The sequence below is a fragment of the Curtobacterium pusillum genome, from assembly GCF_013359865.1.
In the GTDB taxonomy this organism is placed as follows: domain Bacteria; phylum Actinomycetota; class Actinomycetes; order Actinomycetales; family Microbacteriaceae; genus Curtobacterium; species Curtobacterium pusillum.
Map to the genome: position 1 here is coordinate 164287 of NZ_JABMCE010000086.1, position 17180 is coordinate 181466.

Below are 17180 nucleotides of genomic sequence, written 5' to 3' on the forward strand. Positions count from 1 at the left end.
GCGCGGTGCAGGCTGGTGTCGCGCCTCCAGTCCGTCATCGGGTCGCCTGTACGAACGTGGCGCTGGCCGCGCGTAGCGTCCCGGCCATGAGCGACACGACTCCCAACGGAAGCAGTGAGCCGACGGACGACGAGCGGCAGTACACCGAGGACCTCCCGGATGGGTCGCCGTCCGGGAACGCCACGGAGGACCCGGCCCAGGACAGCGACCACGACTCCGGCGGTGAGCCGGCCGACCCGCAGTAGCGGAGGGGCCGCTTCTCGGCCTAGCGGGCGGAGCGGTTCCTCGAACTCCTCAGACGATTCGTGTCTCAACAGCTATGGCAGGACTTGTTCGGCTTGCTTGTGCTCGGCGCCGGTGTGCTCGCGGGTCTGGGTCTGATCAGTTCAGGTGCGCGAGCACGAGGGCAGGTGCGGAATCAGAACCACCGCAGTACGCGCACCGAGATGGTTCTCATCTCCCTCGGGGTTCTGCTCATGATCGCGGCCTTCGTGATTGCCGGAAACAAGGCGTTCGTCTGAGAAGGCACGCCTCGCAGATGCTGGATCGCGGTGCGATCCAGGGATCCGCGGTCAGGCGCCGATGCGGATCAGCTTCTTGTTGACGAACTCGTCGGCGCCGAGCGGGCCGAGCTCGCGACCGAAGCCGCTCGCCTTCACGCCGCCGAAGGGCAGCTCGGGGCTGTCGGCACCGACGATGTTCACGTAGACCATGCCGGCCTCGATGCGGTCCGCGACCCGGAGTGCCTGCTCGGCGTCGGTGGTGAAGAGGTACGAGCCGAGGCCGTACGGGGTGTCGTTCGCGAGCTCGATCGCGGCGTCTTCGTCCTCGACGCGGTACACGGCGGCGACCGGGCCGAAGAACTCGTCGCGGTAGGCGTCGTTCTCGGGCGTGACGTCGGTCAGGACGGTCGGCGTGAAGGCGTTGCCCTCGCGCTCGCCACCGGTGACGACGGTCGCGCCCTGCGCGGTCGCGGCCGCGAGCTGCTCCTGCAGCCGGTCGGCGGCCGCCGGCGACGACAGCGGACCGAGTTCGGCACCCGGGGTGGTCGGGTCGGTCGGGGAGACCGCCGACATCCCGGCGGTGAACTTCGCAAGGAAGTCGTCGTACAGGTGGTCGGCGACGAGGAAGCGCTTCGCAGCGTTGCAGACCTGCCCGTTGCCCTCGAGGCGGGTCGCGACGGCGGATTCGACCACGGCGTCGAGGTCGTCCGTGGACAGCAGGATGAAGGGGTCGGAGCCACCGAGCTCGAGGACGACCTTCGTCAGGTTCCGACCGGCCACTTCGGCGACGGCGGCACCGGCGCGCGCCGAACCGGTGAGGGAGACGCCCTGGACGCGCGGGTCGGCGATGACGTCAGCGGCCTGGTCGTTGGTCGCGAAGACGTTCGTGTACGCGCCCTCGGGGAAGCCGGCGTCGTGGAAGACCGCCTCGATCGCGAGCGCCGACTCGGGGCACTGCGGAGCGTGCTTGAGCAGGACGGTGTTGCCGATGAGCAGGTTCGGGCCGGCGAACCGGGCGATCTGGTACGCGGGGAAGTTCCACGGCATGATGCCGAGCAGCACCCCCACCGAGGACTTCCGGATGAAGGCGCTGCCCTCGCTGCCCTCGGCCAGGGTGATCGGCTGGTCGGCGAGGAACTCCTCGGCGTGGTCGGCGTAGTAGTCGTAGATGTCGGCGCAGAAGTCGACCTCGCCGACGGCCTGGTCGATCGGCTTCGCCATCTCGCGGACGATCGTCGCGGCGAGGTCGTCCCGCCGCTCCCGGTACAGCTCGGCCACGCGGTGCAGGAGCGCGGCGCGGTCGGCGACGGTGCTGGTGCGCGACCACTCGGCGTGCGTGCGGTCGGCGCGGGCGATCACGGCGCGGAGCTCGTCGTCGGTGATCGTCGGGAACGTGCGGAGCACCTCACCCGTGGTCGGGTCGGTGACGGCGTAGTCGGTCATGCGGTCCTCTCAAACCTGGTCGGTGAGCTGCTTGTTCACACCCGTCACGGGCTGGTTCTCGTCGAAGCCCTTCGGTTGGATCCGGAACCCCTTCGTGATGACGAGCAGGTACACGAACCCGATCGCGGCCCAGACCCCGCCGGCGATGAGGGCGTCGGCGTGCAGCTGTGACCAGAGAACACCCGTGAGGAGCATCGCGACGCCGGGCAGCACGATGAAGGTGAAGCGGTCGCGAGCGGTGTGCCGGCGGCCCTCGCGCCAGGCGAAGTGCACGATGACCGTCAGGTTGACGAACGTGAACGCGATGAGGGCGCCGAAGTTGATGTACGACGAGATCGTGTCGAGCGAGAACGTCATCGCGAGGAGCGTGACGGCCCCGACGATGATGACGTTCGGGATGGGCGTGCGGGTACGGGGGCTGACGTAGCCGAACACCTTCTTCGGGAGGACGTTGTTCCGGCCCATCACGAGCAGCATGCGGGCGACGCTCGCGTGCGACGCGAGCCCCGAGGCCAGAGCGGCGACGAACCCGGCGGCGACGAGGATCGCCTGGAACACCCTGCCGCCGACGAGCAGGCCGATCTGCGGCAGCGGGTCGTCGGTGAACTCGCCGAACGGGCCGTTCGTCGGGAAGCGCAGCTGCGCGAAGTACGCGGAGACCAGGAAGATGAGTCCGCCGATGAGGACCGTCAGCAGGATCGCCTTCGGCATGATCCGGACGGACTTCGCCTCCTCCGTGTACATCGTCACGGCGTCGAAGCCGATGAACGAGAAGCAGACGACGGTCGCACCGGTCAGCAGCGCCGACATCGTCACCCCGTCGTGCACGAACGGTTCCGTGCTGACGACGGTTCCCGCCCCGGCTCCGCGGACGAGCTCGATGACGGCGAAGACCACGAACGCGATCATCGCGAGGATCGCGCCGATGAGCAGCACCATGTTGAGGTTCGAGGTGCCGCGCATCGACAGGCAGATCACGGTCGTGACGAACAGCGTGTAGACGACGACGGTCACCCACGCCGGCAGGGACGGGAAGACCTGCTCGAGGTACAGCCGGATGATGAGCGCGTTCACCATCGGCAGCAGCAGGTAGTCGAGGAGCGAGGCCCACCCGACCATGAAGCCGGCGTTCGGGTGGATCGACTCCCGCACGTACGTGTACGCGGAACCGGCCGCCGGGTAGACGCGGACCATCTTCCCGTAGCTCACGGCCGTGAGGAGCATGATCACGAGCGCGATCACGTAGGCGCTGGGGACGGCGCCGTTCGTCTCGCCGGAGACGATGCCGAAGGTGTCGAAGACGACGGTCGGGGTCATGTACCCGAGCCCGAGGCCGACGATCGCCCAGAGCCCGAGGCTCCGCTTCAGTGAACCGCCGCGCGCCGGGGCGACCGGGGCGGTGACCGCGATGGGTGATGCCATGTGCGTTGTCTTCCCTGTGGTTCGGGGCCGGGCTTCGTCGCCCGGTCCGGTTCGGAGCACCATATCCGCGTGCGTCGGGGGAGCGGACCGGACGCGGTGTACAGGGGATCAGGACGTGCTGTACACCGCGTCAGGTGCGGAGTCGCTACCGCCCGGCGGCCGGCTGCTGCTGGGTGATGCAGTGCAGGCCGCCGCCGCGGGCGAACACCTCGCGCGCGTCGACCGTGCGTACCTCGCGCCCCGGGTACGCGTCCGCCAGGATCCCGCGAGCACGGTCGTCCGCCTCCGGCTCACCGAACCCGCAGGCGATGACCGCTCCGTTCACCACGACGTGGTTCACGTAGTTCCAGTCCACCGGGCCGCCGTCGTCCGTCAGCGTCGCCGGTGCCGGGAGCTCCACGATCGTCGCGTCGGTCGCCGCTTCGAGGGCCCGCCGGATGATCGGCATGACGAGGTGGTCCGGGTGCCCCGGGTCCGGCTGCGCGTGCAGCAGGATGGTGTCCGTTCCGGCTCCGGCGAAGGTGGCGACCATGTCGACGTGCCCGCGGGTGCCGAGGCCGTCGTAGTCCCGGGTCAGGCCGCGGGGCAGCCAGATCACGTCGGTGGCGCCGATCGTCCGTGCGAGTTCATCCTCGACGCGAGCGCGGTCGGCGTACGGGTTGCGCCGGGGGTCGAGCTGCACCGTCTCGGTGACCAGTACCGTGCCGGTGCCGTCGACGTGGATGGCCCCGCCCTCGTTGACGAGGAGTGACGGGATGCGCTGGACGCCCGCGGCGCTCGCCACGGTCGCTGCCACGTCCGCGTCGCGGGTCCAGGTCGACCACGAGTTCGCGCCCCAGCCGTTGAAGATCCAGTCGACCGCGCCGCGCGCACCGGATTCGTCGTCCACGACGAAGGTCGGGCCGATGTCGCGCATCCAGAAGTCGTCCAGCGGGGCCTCGAGCACGTCGACGGCGCCGGAGAGCAGTCGGTCCGCGTCGGCGCGTGCGACCGGGTCCACCACGACCGTCACCGGCTGGTACTCGCTGATCGTGTTGGCTGTCGTCGCCCACGCCGTGCGCGCGGCCTCGGCGCTCGCCGGGTCGTCACCGAGGGTGGCGCCGGGCCGTGGGAACGCCATCCACGTCCGTTCCTGCGGCGCCGTCTCCGCCGGCATCCGCCAGGTCACGAGTGCGCCGCCACAGCGTCGCACGCAGCGTTCGCGGCTGCGTCGGTCGGCCGTCCTTCGGCCGGTACGTTCGCGATGGAGGCGCGGATCGCCTCACGCGCGCCGTAGCCGTCGCGGACGGGGTCGACGTCCCGCACCAGGCCGCCGTACAGGTCGGGTCGCCGGGTGAGGTAGAAGGGGAAGAGCCGGAGCCACTCCACGCGGGCGTCGAGGTCGAGGTCCGCGACGAGCACCGTGTCCGCGTCGCGTGGGGCCTCGACGAGCACCCGACCGAACGGGTCCGAGATGAACGACGAGCCGTAGAACGTGATGTCGCCCTCGTTCCCCCAGCGGTTCGGCACGACCATGAACTGGCCCGCCGTGATGCCGTTCGCCACGATCACCTGCCGCCAGATCCCAGCGGTGTCGAAGTCCGGGAAGGTCGGCTCCGATCCGATCGCGGTCGGGTACGCGAGGACGTCCGAGCCGGCGATCCCGTACGAGCGGGCGACCTCGGGGAACCATTCGTCCCAGCAGGTCGGCAGGCCCACGCGCGCTCCGAGCCCGGCTGGCTCGTACACGGGGAAGGCGTCGTCGTCGTTGCCCGGGCGGAAGTAGGTGTCCTCGTAGTACCCGGCGCTGATCGGGATGTGGGTCTTGCGGGTCCGACCGACCAGGGTGCCGTCGGGGCCGACGAGCACCGCGGTGTTGTAGCCGCGCGGGTCCTCCGGCCGGTCGTCCTCGGCGGGACGCTCGTACAGCGAGGCGTGCACGAACACACCGTGCCGTCGGGCCTGCTCGCGCGCGAAGGTGATCGTCGGCCCGTCCTCGAGTGACTCCGCGTGCTCCTTCGGGACGTCGCCCGCCGGTGTGTCGCCGGGGTAGCGCGACAGCGTGAGCTCCTGCAGGAACACCGCGGTGGCGCCGTTCGCCGCGGCGGTGGCGATGCCGTCGGCGAGCCGGCTCTCGTGCGCGGCGGAGTCCTCGAGCCACCGGGCCTGCACGAGGGCGACCCGGACGGTGCGGCGGGGCACGCCGGTGTCTTCGTGGAGCGGTGACGGTTGCGGCGTGCCGATGATGACGTCCATGTCGCCATTGTTGATCATGCGATCAACACGCACAACCCCCTCTGGGAGTACCCCGCATATCAGTATGCTGGTCCCGGGCCTCGTCACCGCCGGGACGTCGCCCGGGCAAAGTTGAAGCCCACCACTGGGCAAACAGTGATGGGCTTCGATTTGTCCTCCGAGTGGAGAACGAGGGACAACCAGGGTCCCGAGCCTGAACTCGGAACCAGTGTAGCCCGCTCTGTGAGTGAGTTGCATCCCTCGGCCTGCACTTCTCGTGTCCGCCGGCGCTGACACGAAGGTGGTCCGATGTCGAACGACACCGAACCGCGTCGCGGCCGATCGGTGCCGTGGCTGGGGATCGCGAGCTTGCTCGTGACCGTGGCCCGGCTCCTGCTCGACCTGTGGCGCAAGGGCTGAGACCCAGGGCGCCTCGCACGTTCCTCGTGCGAGGCGCCCGCCGGCGGTGTGCCGCGGGGATGACTGGAGTTCAGCTGATGATGTTGACCGCGCGGGAGATGACCAGAGCGAGCAGGATGAACCCGCCGAGCGACTGGTAGGCCATGATCATCTTCGCGCGGACGGTCATCGGCATCGTGTCGGTGGGACTGAACGCCATCATGTTCGTCAGCGCCACGTAGAGGTAGTCGAGGTACACCGGGCGCCATGCAGCGGTCTTCGCATCGGTCTCCTGCGGGAACTGGAAGTCCGCCTCGGCGCTCGTGAAGAGCTCGGGTCGCCGCCGTGCGACCGGGCCACCGCGGTCGAGCTCCCAGTACACGAGGCCGAACGCGATGACGCTGCTCACCCACACCTGGAGGGCGGTGAGCAGCACGGCGCCGCCGTTCGCGTGTCCGGTGAGCAGCTCGACGATCGTCCGGACGACGGTGAGCTGGTTCGCGACGGTCAGCAGGATCGCCAGGGAGAACGACAGCCACCGTGACCAGGTCGTCTCGCGCGTGAGGCGGCGCGGGTTGAAGACGACGAGCGGGATGAGGAGCAGGACCCCGATCGACGGGATGACCCACGAGGGGAAGAGCAGGACCTGGTTCGGCAGGAGCAGGCTGAGCGCGAGGTTCACCAGCACGGCGATGGCGACCGGCACCCGGTGCTCGTGCTGCGGACGTGCCGTCGTCGTGCTCACGGGCCGAGTGTAGAGCGCGGCGGCGCCGGTTCAGTCGACCAGGTCGGCGGCGACGACCTCCGTCCCGAGGATCCGGGACGCCGCGCGCAACCCGGACAGCAGCGCGCCGTGCACCGTCGCGGGGTCGTCGCCCCACGTGGCCTCGCCGGCGAGCTGCACGGGGCCGACCGGGGTGCCGAGCAGGTCGTGGTCGTCCGGCGACGCCCCGACGTGCAGGTACGAGTACGAGCCCCGAGCGAAGGGGTCGGCCTTCCAGCGGGTGATCCGCACGGCCTCGGGCTCGGGCACCGCATCGCCGAACATCCGCCGGAGCGCCGCGACGGCCTCGTCGACGACCATGCCGTCCGGCAGCTCCTCGATCCGCCGGGCCCCGTGACCGCCGAGGAGCGCCGCGAGCACGGGCTCGCCCGTCACCCGAGACATGTCGTACCAGGAGTGCCAGTCGACGCCGGCGGAGCCCTGCTGCCGGATCACCCAGTCGTCGCCCCAGAAGCACGACGGGAAGCGCAGGAACACCTTGTCGTAGGTGCCCATGCCGAGCCGGCCCATGGCACGGCGGACCTCGGGCGGCAGCGGCGGTTCGAACACGACGTCGCCGGCCTGCAGCACGCCGAGCGGCACCGTGACGACCGCGTGTCCGGCCGCGATCGTCGTGCCGTCCGCGAGTCCGACGACGACGCCGGTGTCCTTCGTCGTGACGGAGCGCACCACCGCGCCGAGCCGGATGTCGAGCCCGTCGGCCAGTGCGGTCGCGTACTGGCCGTACCCGCGGGGGAACACGACCTCGTCGCCGGGCACGTGCTCCTCGTCGAGACCGTGCGCGTCGAGCACCGTGACGGGTGCTCCGCAGAGGTCCTCCGAGCGGTGCGCGGTGTACTCGCGCACCCGGACGGCCCGGTCGCCCTCGATCCGCAGACCGCGGAGGACGGTGTCGACCGCGGCCGCGTAGGTCGAGGGCGGTGGGGCGTGCTCGACGACGGCGGGGAGCGCCGCGTCGACGGCGTGCAGGTCCGCGGTGAACGCCGCCGCCGCCGTGGGGGCGACGCGGCGGCCGGCCGGGTCGTGCCATGCGATGGGACGGCCGTCGAACTGGAAGCTCCCGACGGTGAACTCGACGGTCTCGATGCCGAAGGCCGACGCGAGGGCCCAGAGCGGGTTGCCGTCGATGCCGTGGATCCACGACGCGCCGAGGTCGACCGGCACGCCGAGTGCGGAGTCCGTCCAGGTGCGCCCACCGATGCGGTCCCGGGCCTCGAGCACGACCACGGACCGACCCGCACGGTTCAGCGCCCGGGCCGCGGCGAGACCGGCGGCGCCGGCCCCCACGACGACGACGTCGGCAGCAGTGGCCATCAGTGTCCTCCTGTCAGCGGCGCCATGAGTCGTGCGGCGAGGCTCGGGCGCCCGGTCAGCGCCTCTTCACGGTCGGCGAGGTCCGTGGCGACGAGCCCGGCGTTGGCACCGAGGAACCGCAGCGGTTCGAGTTCCCAGTCCGGCGACCGGTGGTTCACCCACGGCAGCGCGGTCAGCGGCGAGGTCACCCCGCGCACGAGGTCGGCGAGGGTCCGCCCCGCGAGGTTCGTCGTCGAGAGCCCGTCCCCGACGTAGCCGCCGGCGGTCCCCACGTGGCCGTCCCAGGTCACCGAGGCGCACCAGTCGCGGGGGACGCCGAGCGGGCCGCCCCAGGTGTGGGTGATCGGGGCGTCGGCCACGGCGGGGAACAGCTCGACGAGTGCTGCGCGAAGGTGCGCGAACACCCGTGGCACCCGGTCGTACCCGGGCGTGATCGAGGAGCCCCAGTGGTAGCGCGCTCCGCGGCCGCCGAACGCGAGCCGGTCGTCGGCCGTGCGCTGCCCGTAGACGAGCAGGTGCCGGTAGTCGGAGAACGTCTGTCCGTGCTCGAGTCCGATCCGGTCCCACACCGACGCGGGGAGCGGGGCGGTCGCGATCATGAGCGAGTAGAGCGGCAGGATCCGCCGCCGCGTCTGCGCGAGCTGCGCGCCGTAGCCCTCGACCGCGATCACCACAGCACCGGCCGTCACGGTCCCGCGTGACGTGACCACGCGCCCGCGGTCCCAGGACGAGGCGGACGTGTGCTCCGCGATGCGGACGCCCCGCGCCTCCAGGGCCGCCGCCAGGCCGCGCACCAGCGCTGCGGGCTGGACGCGCGCGCAGTCCGGTGTCCACGCGACGCCCGCCGATCCCGCGGCGTCACCAGGGCGCGCCGGACGCCAGGTCATGTCGTCACCCCACTCGGCGGAGGACGCGACCTCGTCTCGTGCCGCCCGTTCCTGCACCGCGGAGCGTGCGTAGAGGACGGTGCCGCCCTTCACGTAGTCGCAGTCGACTCCGGCTTCGGCCGACGCACGGCCGACCTCGTCGACCGTGTCCCGCATCGCCGCCCGCAGGGCGAGAGCCGCGTCGCGTCCGTGCCGCTCGGCGATGGACGCCGCGGACCGCGGGAACAGTGCGGAGCACCAGCCGCCGTTGCGGCCGGACGCCCCGAAGCCCGCGATCTCGCGTTCCACGACGACGACCTGGAGGCGCGGGTCGGCCTGGTGCAGGTACCACGCGGTCCAGAGACCCGTCAGTCCACCGCCGACGATGCAGACGTCCGCCGTCGTGTCGCCGTCGAGCGGGGGCCGGGGCGTCAGGTCGTCGCGTCCGGTGGAGACGAGCTGGTCGAGCCAGAACGAGACGCCCCGGTAGGCGCTCATGTCAGATCTTCGTCCAGGCCTCGGACAGGACGCTCCGCAGGATGGAGGTGATCTCGCGGAACTCCGGCTGCCCGATGGTCAGCGGCGGTGCGAGCTGCACGACGGGGTCGCCTCGGTCGTCGGCGCGGCAGTACAGGCCCGCGTCGAACAGCGCCTTCGACAGGAACCCGCGGAGCAGGCGCTCGGACTCGTCGTCGTCGAAGGTCGTCTTGGTCGCCTTGTCCTTCACGAGTTCGATGCCGTAGAAGTACCCGTCACCGCGGACGTCGCCGACGATCGGCAGGTCGCGCAGGGTGTCCAGCTCGGCCTTGAAGAGCGGCGCGTTCTGCTGCACGTTCTGGAGCAGGCCCTCCTCCTCGAAGATGTCGAGGTTCTCCATCGCGACGGCGGCGGAGACCGGGTGCCCGCCGAACGTGTACCCGTGGTAGAACGTCGTGTCTCCGTGCGAGAACGGCTCGAAGAGCTTGTCGCTGATGATCGTCGCGCCGATGGGGGAGTACCCGGAGGTCATCGCCTTGGCGCACGTGATCATGTCCGGCACGAAGCCGTACGTGTCGCAGGCGAACATCGTCCCGATGCGGCCGAACGCGCAGATCACCTCGTCGGAGACGAGCAGGACGTCGTACTCGTCGCAGATCTCACGGACGCGCTGGAAGTACCCGGGGGGCGGGGTGAAGCAGCCGCCGGAGTTCTGCACGGGTTCGAGGAACACCGCGGCGACGGTGTCGGGGCCCTCGAACTCGATCATCTCGCGGATGCGCTCGGCCGCCCAGTAGCCGAACTCCTCCTCGCTCTCGCCGCCGAAGCCCATCTCGGCAGCCCGGTAGAAGTTCGTGTTCGGGACGCGGAACCCGCCGGGAGCGAGGGGTTCGAACATCTGCTTCATCGCCGGGATGCCGGTGATCGCCAGCGCTCCCTGCGGAGTGCCGTGGTAGGCCACCGCGCGGGAGATCACCTTGTGCTTCATCGGCTTGCCGCGGAGCTTCCAGTAGTACTTCGCCAGCTTGAACGCGGTCTCGACGGCCTCGCCGCCGCCGGTGGAGAAGAACACCTTGTTGAGGTCGCCCGGGGCGTGGTCGGCCAGCCGGTCGGCGAGCTCGATGGCCGCGGGGTGCGCGTACGACCAGATCGGGAAGAACGACAGCGTCTCGGCCTGCTTCGCGGCCATCTCGGCGAGGCGCTTCCGGCCGTGGCCGGCGGCGACGACGAACAGGCCGGAGAGCCCGTCGATGTACTCCTTGCCGTGGCTGTCGTAGACGTGGTGCCCCTGGCCGCGGACCATGATCGGGACGTCGGCGCCGGCTTGGTTCGCGCCGTGCCGGGCGAAGTGCATCCACAGGTGGTCGCGGGACTTCTGCTGCAGTGCGGCGTCGTCGACCGGGGCGAACGGGTCGTAGGAGCCGAGTCGGCTGCTGGTCGTGGTCTGATCGGAGATGGTCATCGCGTTCCCCAGTCGTAGAGCTGTTTGCGGAGTTGCAGGTAGACGAAGGTCTCGGTGGCGGTCACGCCCGGGATGGCCCGGATGGTGCCGTTGAGCAGTTCGATGAGGTCGTCGTCGTCCTCGCAGACGACCTCCACCATGAGGTCGAAGCTGCCGGCGGTCATCACGAGGTAGTCGACCGACGGCAGCTTCTCGAGTTCGTCGGCGACCGTGCGGGTGTCGCCGTTGACGCGGATGCCGATCATCGCCTGGCGGTGGAACCCGAGTTGCAGCGGGTCCGTCACCGCGACGATCTGCATGACGCCGGTCTCGGTGAGCTTCTGCACCCGCTGGCGGACCGCCGCCTCGCTGAGACCGACCGCCTTGCCGATCTCGCCGTACGGGCGGCGACCGTCGGCCTGGAGTTGCTCGACGATCCGCTTCGAGGTGTCGTCGATCGGTCCCGGACGTCGTGGTGCTGCCGCCATGCCGCACAGCATGGCAGCGGGTTCGACGGGATGCAAGGGATTCCGTTGTGAACGTCGTGTTTCGCGACGATTTCCGTTGTTACGGTTCTTCCAAACCGGCGCATTCCGTGCAAGTATCGCCGCCATGCTGGACATCGACACAGCCACCCGCACCCTGCGGAACTTCATCGGGGGCGAGCACGTCGACGCCCGCGGCGACCGCACCATGGACCTCGTCGACCCGACCGACGAGCACGTGTACGGCACCTCGCCGGTCTCCACCACCGCCGACGTCGACGCCGCCTTCGCCGCGGCCGGCACCGCGTTCGACTCCTGGCGCCGCACCACCCCCGGGGAACGCCAGCTCGCCCTGTTCCGGATCGCGGACGCGGTGGAACAGCGGGCGGAGGAGTTCGCGGACCTCGAGTCGCTGGACACCGGCAAGCCGCGCGCCACCCTCGTCGAGGACGAGATCCTGCTCTCCGTCGACCAGATCCGCTTCTTCGCCGGGGCGGCCCGCAACCTCGAGGGTCGCGGCGCCGGCGAGTACCTGGCCGACCACACGTCGTTCGTCCGGCGCGAGCCCATCGGCGTCGTCGCCCAGGTCACCCCCTGGAACTACCCGCTCAACATGGCGGTGTGGAAGTTCGCCCCGGCGCTCGCCGCGGGCAACACCACCGTGCTGAAGCCGAGCGACACCACTCCGCTGTCGACCCTGCTGCTCGCCGAGGTCGCCGCCGAGTTCCTGCCGCCGGGCGTCCTCAACGTCGTGCTGGGGGACCGGACCACGGGCGCCGCGATGATCGACCACCCGACGCCGCAGCTCGTGTCCGTCACCGGGTCGGTCCGCGCGGGCACCGAGGTCGCCCGCGCTGCCGCCGGCGACCTCAAGCGCACGCACCTCGAACTCGGCGGCAAGGCCCCGGTGATCGTGTTCGACGACGCGGACATCCCGTCGGCCGTCGCCGGGATCGTCGCCGCCGGGTTCTTCAACGCCGGCCAGGACTGCACCGCGGCGACCCGGCTGCTCGTGCAGGACGGCATCCACGACGAGTTCGTCGCGGCGCTCGCCGCTTCGGCGCGGGAGACCGCGACCACCGGTGCCGACGCACCCAGCCCGTACTTCGGCCCCGTCAACAACGCGAACCAGCTCGCCCAGGTCCGGTCCTTCATCGACACCCTGCCGGACCACGCGACGATCGAACTCGGCGGCGCACGGCAGGGTGACGTCGGCTACCACCACCAGGCCACGATCGTGTCGGGCCTCGGCCAGGACGACCGCATCGTGCAGCAGGAGGTCTTCGGGCCCGTGCAGACCGTGCAGCGGTTCCACACCGAAGCGGACGCCCTGCGTGCGGCCAACGGCGTCGAGTACGGCCTGGCGAGCTCGGTGTGGACGACCGACCACGCGCGCGCGATGCGCTTCGCCCGCGACCTCGACTTCGGCTGCGTGTGGATCAACACGCACATCCCGATCGTCGCCGAGATGCCGCACGGCGGCTTCAAGCACTCCGGCTACGGCAAGGACCTGTCCCAGTACGGGTTCGACGACTACACCCGCGTCAAGCACGTCATGTCCTACATCGGCTGACCCGGCCGGAACCGACCCGAAACCCCCAGGAGGCACCATGGCAATGACCGGCACCTTCGCCGAGTCCGGGGCGGATCTCCGGCTCGACCGGATCACGAAGTCCTTCCCCGGACACACCGCGGTCGACGCGCTCGACCTCACGGTCCCCGCCGGCTCGTTCTTCGCCCTCCTCGGTCCCTCCGGCTGCGGCAAGACCACCACGCTGCGCCTCGTCGCCGGCCTGGAGGAGCCGACCAGCGGCACGATCACGATCGGCGGCCGCGACGTCACCGAGACGAAGCCGTACCAGCGCCCGGTCAACACGGTCTTCCAGAACTACGCGCTGTTCCCGCACATGAGCGTGCTCGACAACGTCGCGTTCGGCCTGAAGCGCCGCCGCATCCCGGACCCGATGACGAAGGCGAAGGAGGCCCTCCGGCTCGTCGAGCTCGAGGCCTCGGCGTCGAAGCGGCCCGCCCAGCTCTCCGGCGGGATGCAGCAGCGCGTCGCCCTCGCCCGGGCGATCGTGAACCGCCCCGCCCTCCTGCTCCTCGACGAACCCCTGGGCGCCCTCGACCTGAAGCTCCGGCACCAGATGCAGCTCGAGCTGAAGACGATCCAGGCCGAGGTGGGCCTGACCTTCCTGCACGTCACCCACGACCAGGAGGAGGCGATGACGATGGCCGACACCGTCGCCGTGATGAACGGCGGCCGCATCGAGCAGATGGGCAGCCCGCAGGACCTCTACGAGCTGCCCCGCACGGCGTTCGTCGCGAACTTCCTCGGCCAGTCGAACCTGCTCGAGGGGGAGGTGCGCGGCACCGAGGGCGGACTGCTCGTCGTCGCCACGCCGGCCGGCACGCTCGCGGTGCCGGCCGCCCGCGCCGTGGCGACCTCCGGCCGCGTCGTCGTCGGCGTCCGCCCCGAGAAGCTCAAGATCCGAACCGCGGAACCGACCCCCGAGGCCGGCCGCAACATCCTCGGGCCGGGCCGGGTCGTCGACGTCTCCTTCTCCGGTGTCAGCACGCAGTACCTCGTCGACGTGCCGGGCGCGGGCCGGGTCTCGGTCTTCGCGCAGAACTCGAAGGGCGGACCGCGCATCGCGACCGGTACCGAGGTCTGGCTCACGTGGGGCGTCGACCACGGTTTCGGCCTGGAGGCGCACCCCGCGACCGACGCGGGCCGCACGACCCGAGCCGAGCCGGGCCTCCAGTCCGCACCCGCCACCGCAGGAGCGGTCGCGTGACCAGCCGCCCCGACCTGGTGCGCGGACTCACGTCCGGCCGTGTCAGCCGTCGCGGGTTCCTCGCCGGGGGCGGCGCCGCCGCGATGGCGGCCCTCCTGGCGGGCTGCAGCATCAAGGGGTCCGCGGCCTCGCTCGCGGACCATCCCGTCGACTGGGAGCGCTTCTGGAAGGACGCGAAGGCGACGAAGCAGCTGAACTTCGCGAACTGGCCGCTCTACATCGACTCCGACCACGGCAAGTCCGAGTCGCTGACCCTGTTCGAGAAGCGGACGGGCATCAGCGTGGACTACCAGGCCGTGATCCAGGACAACGCGACGTTCTACGCGACCGTCTCACCGATCCTCCGGGCGCAGGGGGCGACCGGGTACGACCTGGTCGTCATGACGAACGGGTTCGAGCTCACCCAGATGATCAAGAACGGGTTCGTCTGCGAGCTCGACCACTCGCGGCTGCCGAACTTCGCGAAGAACGCGGGTGCCTCGGTGAAGGACCCGACGTACGACCCCGGGAACAAGCACTCCGTCGTCTGGCAGACGGGGTTCACGGGGCTCGCGTACAACCCGAAGTACATCGACCGCGAGATCACGTCCTTCCAGGACCTGCTCGACCCGGCGTTCACGGGTCGAGTCGGGCTGATGAGCGACAACACCGAGCTCGGCTCCCTCGGACTGCTCGCGAACGGCATCGCCCCGGAGACGTCGACCCCGGCGGACTGGCGGAAGGCGCAGGCGTGGCTGCGGAAGCTGCGCCCGAGCGCCGCGGGGTTCTACGACCAGAGCTACATCAACAAGCTCGAGAACGGCGACACGTGGATCACCCAGGCCTGGTCCGGTGACGTGTTCCAGGCGCAGCAGTCCGGGTTCGAGCACCTGAAGTTCGTCACGCCGGAGGAGGGGCAGATGATGTGGCACGACAACCTCATGATCCCGAGGCAGGCGGCGAACCCGGTGGCGGCGCTCGAGTGGATGGACTTCTACTACACCCCGGAGATCGCCGGCATCGTCGAGGACTGGGTCAACTACGTCTGTCCGGTGCCCGGTGCCGAGGACTACGTGCGCGACGAGCTCGACGACGCGACCGTCGCCGACAGCCCCCTCGTGTTCCCGTCGGAAGCGGTCCTGCAGCAGTCCCACGAGTTCCGGGTGTTCAAGAACTACGACGAGTACTCGGAGTGGAACGCCGTCTTCAACGCGGTGGTGCAGTCGTGAGCGCGGTCGGCACCGCGGCGGTCGCGGGCATCGGGAGCGAGCACGGGCGTCGTCGACTGCGGGTGCCGTTCCTGCTCGCGCTCGTCGGGACGGCGTACCTCTGCGTGTTCTTCGTCATCCCGCTGGTGTCGGGGCTCATCGTGTCGCTGATGTCCGGCAACCCGGACGACGGGTACACGTTCACGTGGAACTGGGGAATCTACTCCTCGCTGTTCGTGGATCCGCAGGTGCCGTACCTGACGTTCCTGCTCCGATCGCTCTGGTACGGAGCCGCTGCCACGGTGGTCACCATCATCGTCGGTTACCCGGTCGCCTACTTCATCGCGTTCCGGGTGTCGCCGCGGTGGAAGAACCCGCTGCTCATGCTCGTGTTCATCAGCTTCCTGGTCTCGTTCGTCATCCGGACCGACATGTGGGCGTTCGTCCTCGCGTCGCAGGGACCGGTCGTCACCGTCCTGCAGGGCATCGGGCTGGCCGGCAAGGACTTCCACATCCTCGGCACGTCCGGCGCGGTGGTCTTCGGCGACGCCTACAACGACCTCGCGTTCATGGTGCTGCCGATCTACGCCGCACTCGAACGGATCGACCCGCGGCTCGGCGAGGCCGCGCACGACCTCTACGCGGGGAAGGCGCGGGCGTTCTGGCACACCACGCTGCCGCTGTCCCGCTCGGGCGTCTTCGCCGGGGTCCTGCTCGTGTTCATCGACTGCGTGGGGGACCCGGTGAACTCGGCGCTCCTCGGCGGCACGAACACCTACACGATCGGTCAGGCGATCCAGGACGCGTACTCCGGCAACCAGCAGTACAACGTCGCCGCGGCGCTGTCGACCGTGCTCATGGTCGTGCTCGGCATCATCCTGTTCATCTACGCCCGCGTGTCCGGAACCGACGACCTCGAGGACCTCGTATGACCGCCGTCGCACCGCCCCGATCGTCCGCCGGTCCCGCGTCACCCGCGACCGGCTCGACCGCCCGCGATCCCCGACGGCACGGGGTGAACCGACGAGGACCGTGGCTCGCCATCGTCTACTGGGTGGTCATCGCGATCACCCTCGTGCCGATCGCCTACATGGTCGCGTACTCGTTCAACGACGCCCCGACGAACCGGCTGACGTTCGCTTGGAACGGGTTCACGACGTACTGGTACGCCAACCTCGTGAACGTGTCCGGGCTCGGGTCGGCGTTCGTCACCTCGGTCGTGATCGCCATCCTCGCCGCCGTGGTCTCGGTGGCGATCGGGCTGCCGTTGGCCCTGGCGCTCGAGCGGTACCGGTTCCCCGGGCGCGGTGCCGTCAACGCGGTGGTGTTCGCGGACATCGCGGCGCCGTCGATCGTCGTCGGGTCGGCCTCGCTGTCGTTCTTCCTGTCGATCGGCCTCGGCACGGGGTTCCTCACGGTGCTCCTCACGCACGTGGCGTTCGACGTCGCCTACGTGGTGGTGGTGCTCCGGGCGCGGATCGCCGGGACGTCCCGGGCGCTCGAGGAGGCAGCCGGGGACCTCGGTGCGACCCCGTTCCAGGCGTTCCGGCTCGTCACGCTGCCGCTGCTGGCACCGGGCATGCTCGCCGCGGGGTTGCTGGCGCTGGCGATGTCGATCGACGACTACGTGATCACCTCGTTCGTCGCCGGACCCTCGGTCACGTTCCCGCTGTTCGTGTACGGGGCGGCGAAGGCCGGGATGCCGCCGCAGGTGCTCTGCTTCGGCACCCTGGTGTTCGCCGTGGGGCTGCTCGTCGCCCTGCTCAACGGAGCGCTGAACCGTCGTCTGGCCCGGACCCGCGGGTGATGCCGAGCGCACCGAGAGGTGTCGCGCGTAGGTTCGGCCC

The 17180-nt window shown here is 70.2% G+C and carries 15 protein-coding genes; 6 read left to right on the top strand and 9 right to left on the bottom strand.

Annotation, left to right across the window (positions count from 1 at the left end; translation table 11 throughout):
• Positions 1–86 precede the first annotated feature (86 nt).
• Positions 87–245, top strand: coding sequence for a hypothetical protein (locus HP507_RS17070; RefSeq protein WP_175352989.1), 159 nt, complete (start codon positions 87–89; stop codon positions 243–245).
• Between the two features lie 327 nt (positions 246–572).
• Here HP507_RS17070 and HP507_RS17075 read toward each other — a convergent pair whose 3' ends face one another.
• From HP507_RS17075 to HP507_RS17115, 9 genes are all read right to left on the bottom strand, one after another.
• Positions 573–1946 carry an NAD-dependent succinate-semialdehyde dehydrogenase gene (locus HP507_RS17075; protein WP_175352990.1) on the bottom strand — a complete coding sequence of 458 codons (1374 nt, stop codon included), beginning with the start codon at positions 1944–1946 and terminating at the stop codon, positions 573–575.
• A gap of 9 nt (positions 1947–1955) precedes the next feature.
• Positions 1956–3368: an APC family permease gene (locus tag HP507_RS17080; RefSeq protein ID WP_175352991.1), complete on the bottom strand. Its 1413-nt coding sequence runs from the start codon at positions 3366–3368 to the stop codon at positions 1956–1958.
• A gap of 145 nt (positions 3369–3513) precedes the next feature.
• Positions 3514–4536: an agmatine deiminase family protein gene (locus HP507_RS17085; RefSeq protein WP_175352992.1), complete on the bottom strand. Its 1023-nt coding sequence runs from the start codon at positions 4534–4536 to the stop codon at positions 3514–3516.
• Positions 4533–5603 carry a nitrilase-related carbon-nitrogen hydrolase gene (locus tag HP507_RS17090; protein WP_175352993.1) on the bottom strand — a complete coding sequence of 357 codons (1071 nt, stop codon included), beginning with the start codon at positions 5601–5603 and terminating at the stop codon, positions 4533–4535. Before HP507_RS17090 ends, HP507_RS17085 begins: the two co-directional genes overlap by 4 nt.
• A 469-nt stretch (positions 5604–6072) precedes the next feature.
• Complete coding sequence (locus HP507_RS17095; protein ID WP_271207351.1) at positions 6073–6726, bottom strand: DUF1345 domain-containing protein; 654 nt, start codon at positions 6724–6726, stop codon at positions 6073–6075.
• 30 nt (positions 6727–6756) lie between these two features.
• Complete coding sequence (locus HP507_RS17100; RefSeq protein ID WP_175352994.1) at positions 6757–8079, bottom strand: flavin monoamine oxidase family protein; 1323 nt, start codon at positions 8077–8079, stop codon at positions 6757–6759.
• The gene (locus HP507_RS17105; protein ID WP_175352995.1) at positions 8079–9443 is read right to left on the bottom strand and encodes an NAD(P)/FAD-dependent oxidoreductase; all 1365 of its coding nucleotides are present in this window, start codon (positions 9441–9443) and stop codon (positions 8079–8081) included. The genes HP507_RS17100 and HP507_RS17105 overlap by 1 nt, the downstream gene beginning before the upstream one ends.
• 1 nt (position 9444) lies before the next feature.
• Entirely contained in the window at positions 9445–10776 is a 1332-nt protein-coding gene (locus HP507_RS17110) for an aspartate aminotransferase family protein (protein WP_246328272.1), read from the bottom strand.
• A 104-nt stretch (positions 10777–10880) separates the two neighbouring features.
• Positions 10881–11351: an Lrp/AsnC family transcriptional regulator gene (locus HP507_RS17115; RefSeq protein WP_175352997.1), complete on the bottom strand. Its 471-nt coding sequence runs from the start codon at positions 11349–11351 to the stop codon at positions 10881–10883.
• Positions 11352–11475: 124 nt separating this feature from the next.
• Here HP507_RS17115 and HP507_RS17120 point away from each other — a divergent pair, with 124 nt between their 5' ends.
• Genes HP507_RS17120 through HP507_RS17140 form a run of 5 tightly spaced genes read left to right on the top strand, consistent with a single transcriptional unit; the run spans position 11476 to position 17140 of the window.
• Entirely contained in the window at positions 11476–12921 is a 1446-nt protein-coding gene (locus HP507_RS17120; protein WP_175352998.1) for an aminobutyraldehyde dehydrogenase, read from the top strand.
• A gap of 37 nt (positions 12922–12958) precedes the next feature.
• Positions 12959–14146, top strand: coding sequence for an ABC transporter ATP-binding protein (locus HP507_RS17125; RefSeq protein WP_175352999.1), 1188 nt, complete (start codon positions 12959–12961; stop codon positions 14144–14146).
• Positions 14143–15354: an ABC transporter substrate-binding protein gene (locus HP507_RS17130; protein ID WP_217508899.1), complete on the top strand. Its 1212-nt coding sequence runs from the start codon at positions 14143–14145 to the stop codon at positions 15352–15354. The genes HP507_RS17125 and HP507_RS17130 overlap by 4 nt, the downstream gene beginning before the upstream one ends.
• Positions 15351–16265: an ABC transporter permease gene (locus HP507_RS17135; RefSeq protein ID WP_217508900.1), complete on the top strand. Its 915-nt coding sequence runs from the start codon at positions 15351–15353 to the stop codon at positions 16263–16265. The genes HP507_RS17130 and HP507_RS17135 overlap by 4 nt, the downstream gene beginning before the upstream one ends.
• Positions 16262–17140 carry an ABC transporter permease gene (locus HP507_RS17140; RefSeq protein WP_175353000.1) on the top strand — a complete coding sequence of 293 codons (879 nt, stop codon included), beginning with the start codon at positions 16262–16264 and terminating at the stop codon, positions 17138–17140. Before HP507_RS17135 ends, HP507_RS17140 begins: the two co-directional genes overlap by 4 nt.
• Positions 17141–17180: the final 40 nt, after the last annotated feature.

Bases quoted from the DNA above. Each gene is read 5' to 3' on its own strand.
- HP507_RS17110 (WP_246328272.1), bottom strand. From the start codon at position 10,776: ATGCACTTCGCCCGGCACGGCGCGAACCAAGCCGGCGCCGACGTCCCG.
- HP507_RS17070 (WP_175352989.1), top strand. From the start codon at position 87: ATGAGCGACACGACTCCCAACGGAAGCAGTGAGCCGACGGACGACGAG.
- HP507_RS17125 (WP_175352999.1), top strand. From the start codon at position 12,959: ATGGCAATGACCGGCACCTTCGCCGAGTCCGGGGCGGATCTCCGGCTC.
- HP507_RS17105 (WP_175352995.1), bottom strand. From the start codon at position 9,443: ATGAGCGCCTACCGGGGCGTCTCGTTCTGGCTCGACCAGCTCGTCTCC.
- HP507_RS17080 (WP_175352991.1), bottom strand. From the start codon at position 3,368: ATGGCATCACCCATCGCGGTCACCGCCCCGGTCGCCCCGGCGCGCGGC.
- HP507_RS17090 (WP_175352993.1), bottom strand. From the start codon at position 5,603: ATGGACGTCATCATCGGCACGCCGCAACCGTCACCGCTCCACGAAGAC.
- HP507_RS17115 (WP_175352997.1), bottom strand. From the start codon at position 11,351: ATGGCGGCAGCACCACGACGTCCGGGACCGATCGACGACACCTCGAAG.
- HP507_RS17100 (WP_175352994.1), bottom strand. From the start codon at position 8,079: ATGGCCACTGCTGCCGACGTCGTCGTCGTGGGGGCCGGCGCCGCCGGT.
- HP507_RS17075 (WP_175352990.1), bottom strand. From the start codon at position 1,946: ATGACCGACTACGCCGTCACCGACCCGACCACGGGTGAGGTGCTCCGC.
- HP507_RS17140 (WP_175353000.1), top strand. From the start codon at position 16,262: ATGACCGCCGTCGCACCGCCCCGATCGTCCGCCGGTCCCGCGTCACCC.
- HP507_RS17120 (WP_175352998.1), top strand. From the start codon at position 11,476: ATGCTGGACATCGACACAGCCACCCGCACCCTGCGGAACTTCATCGGG.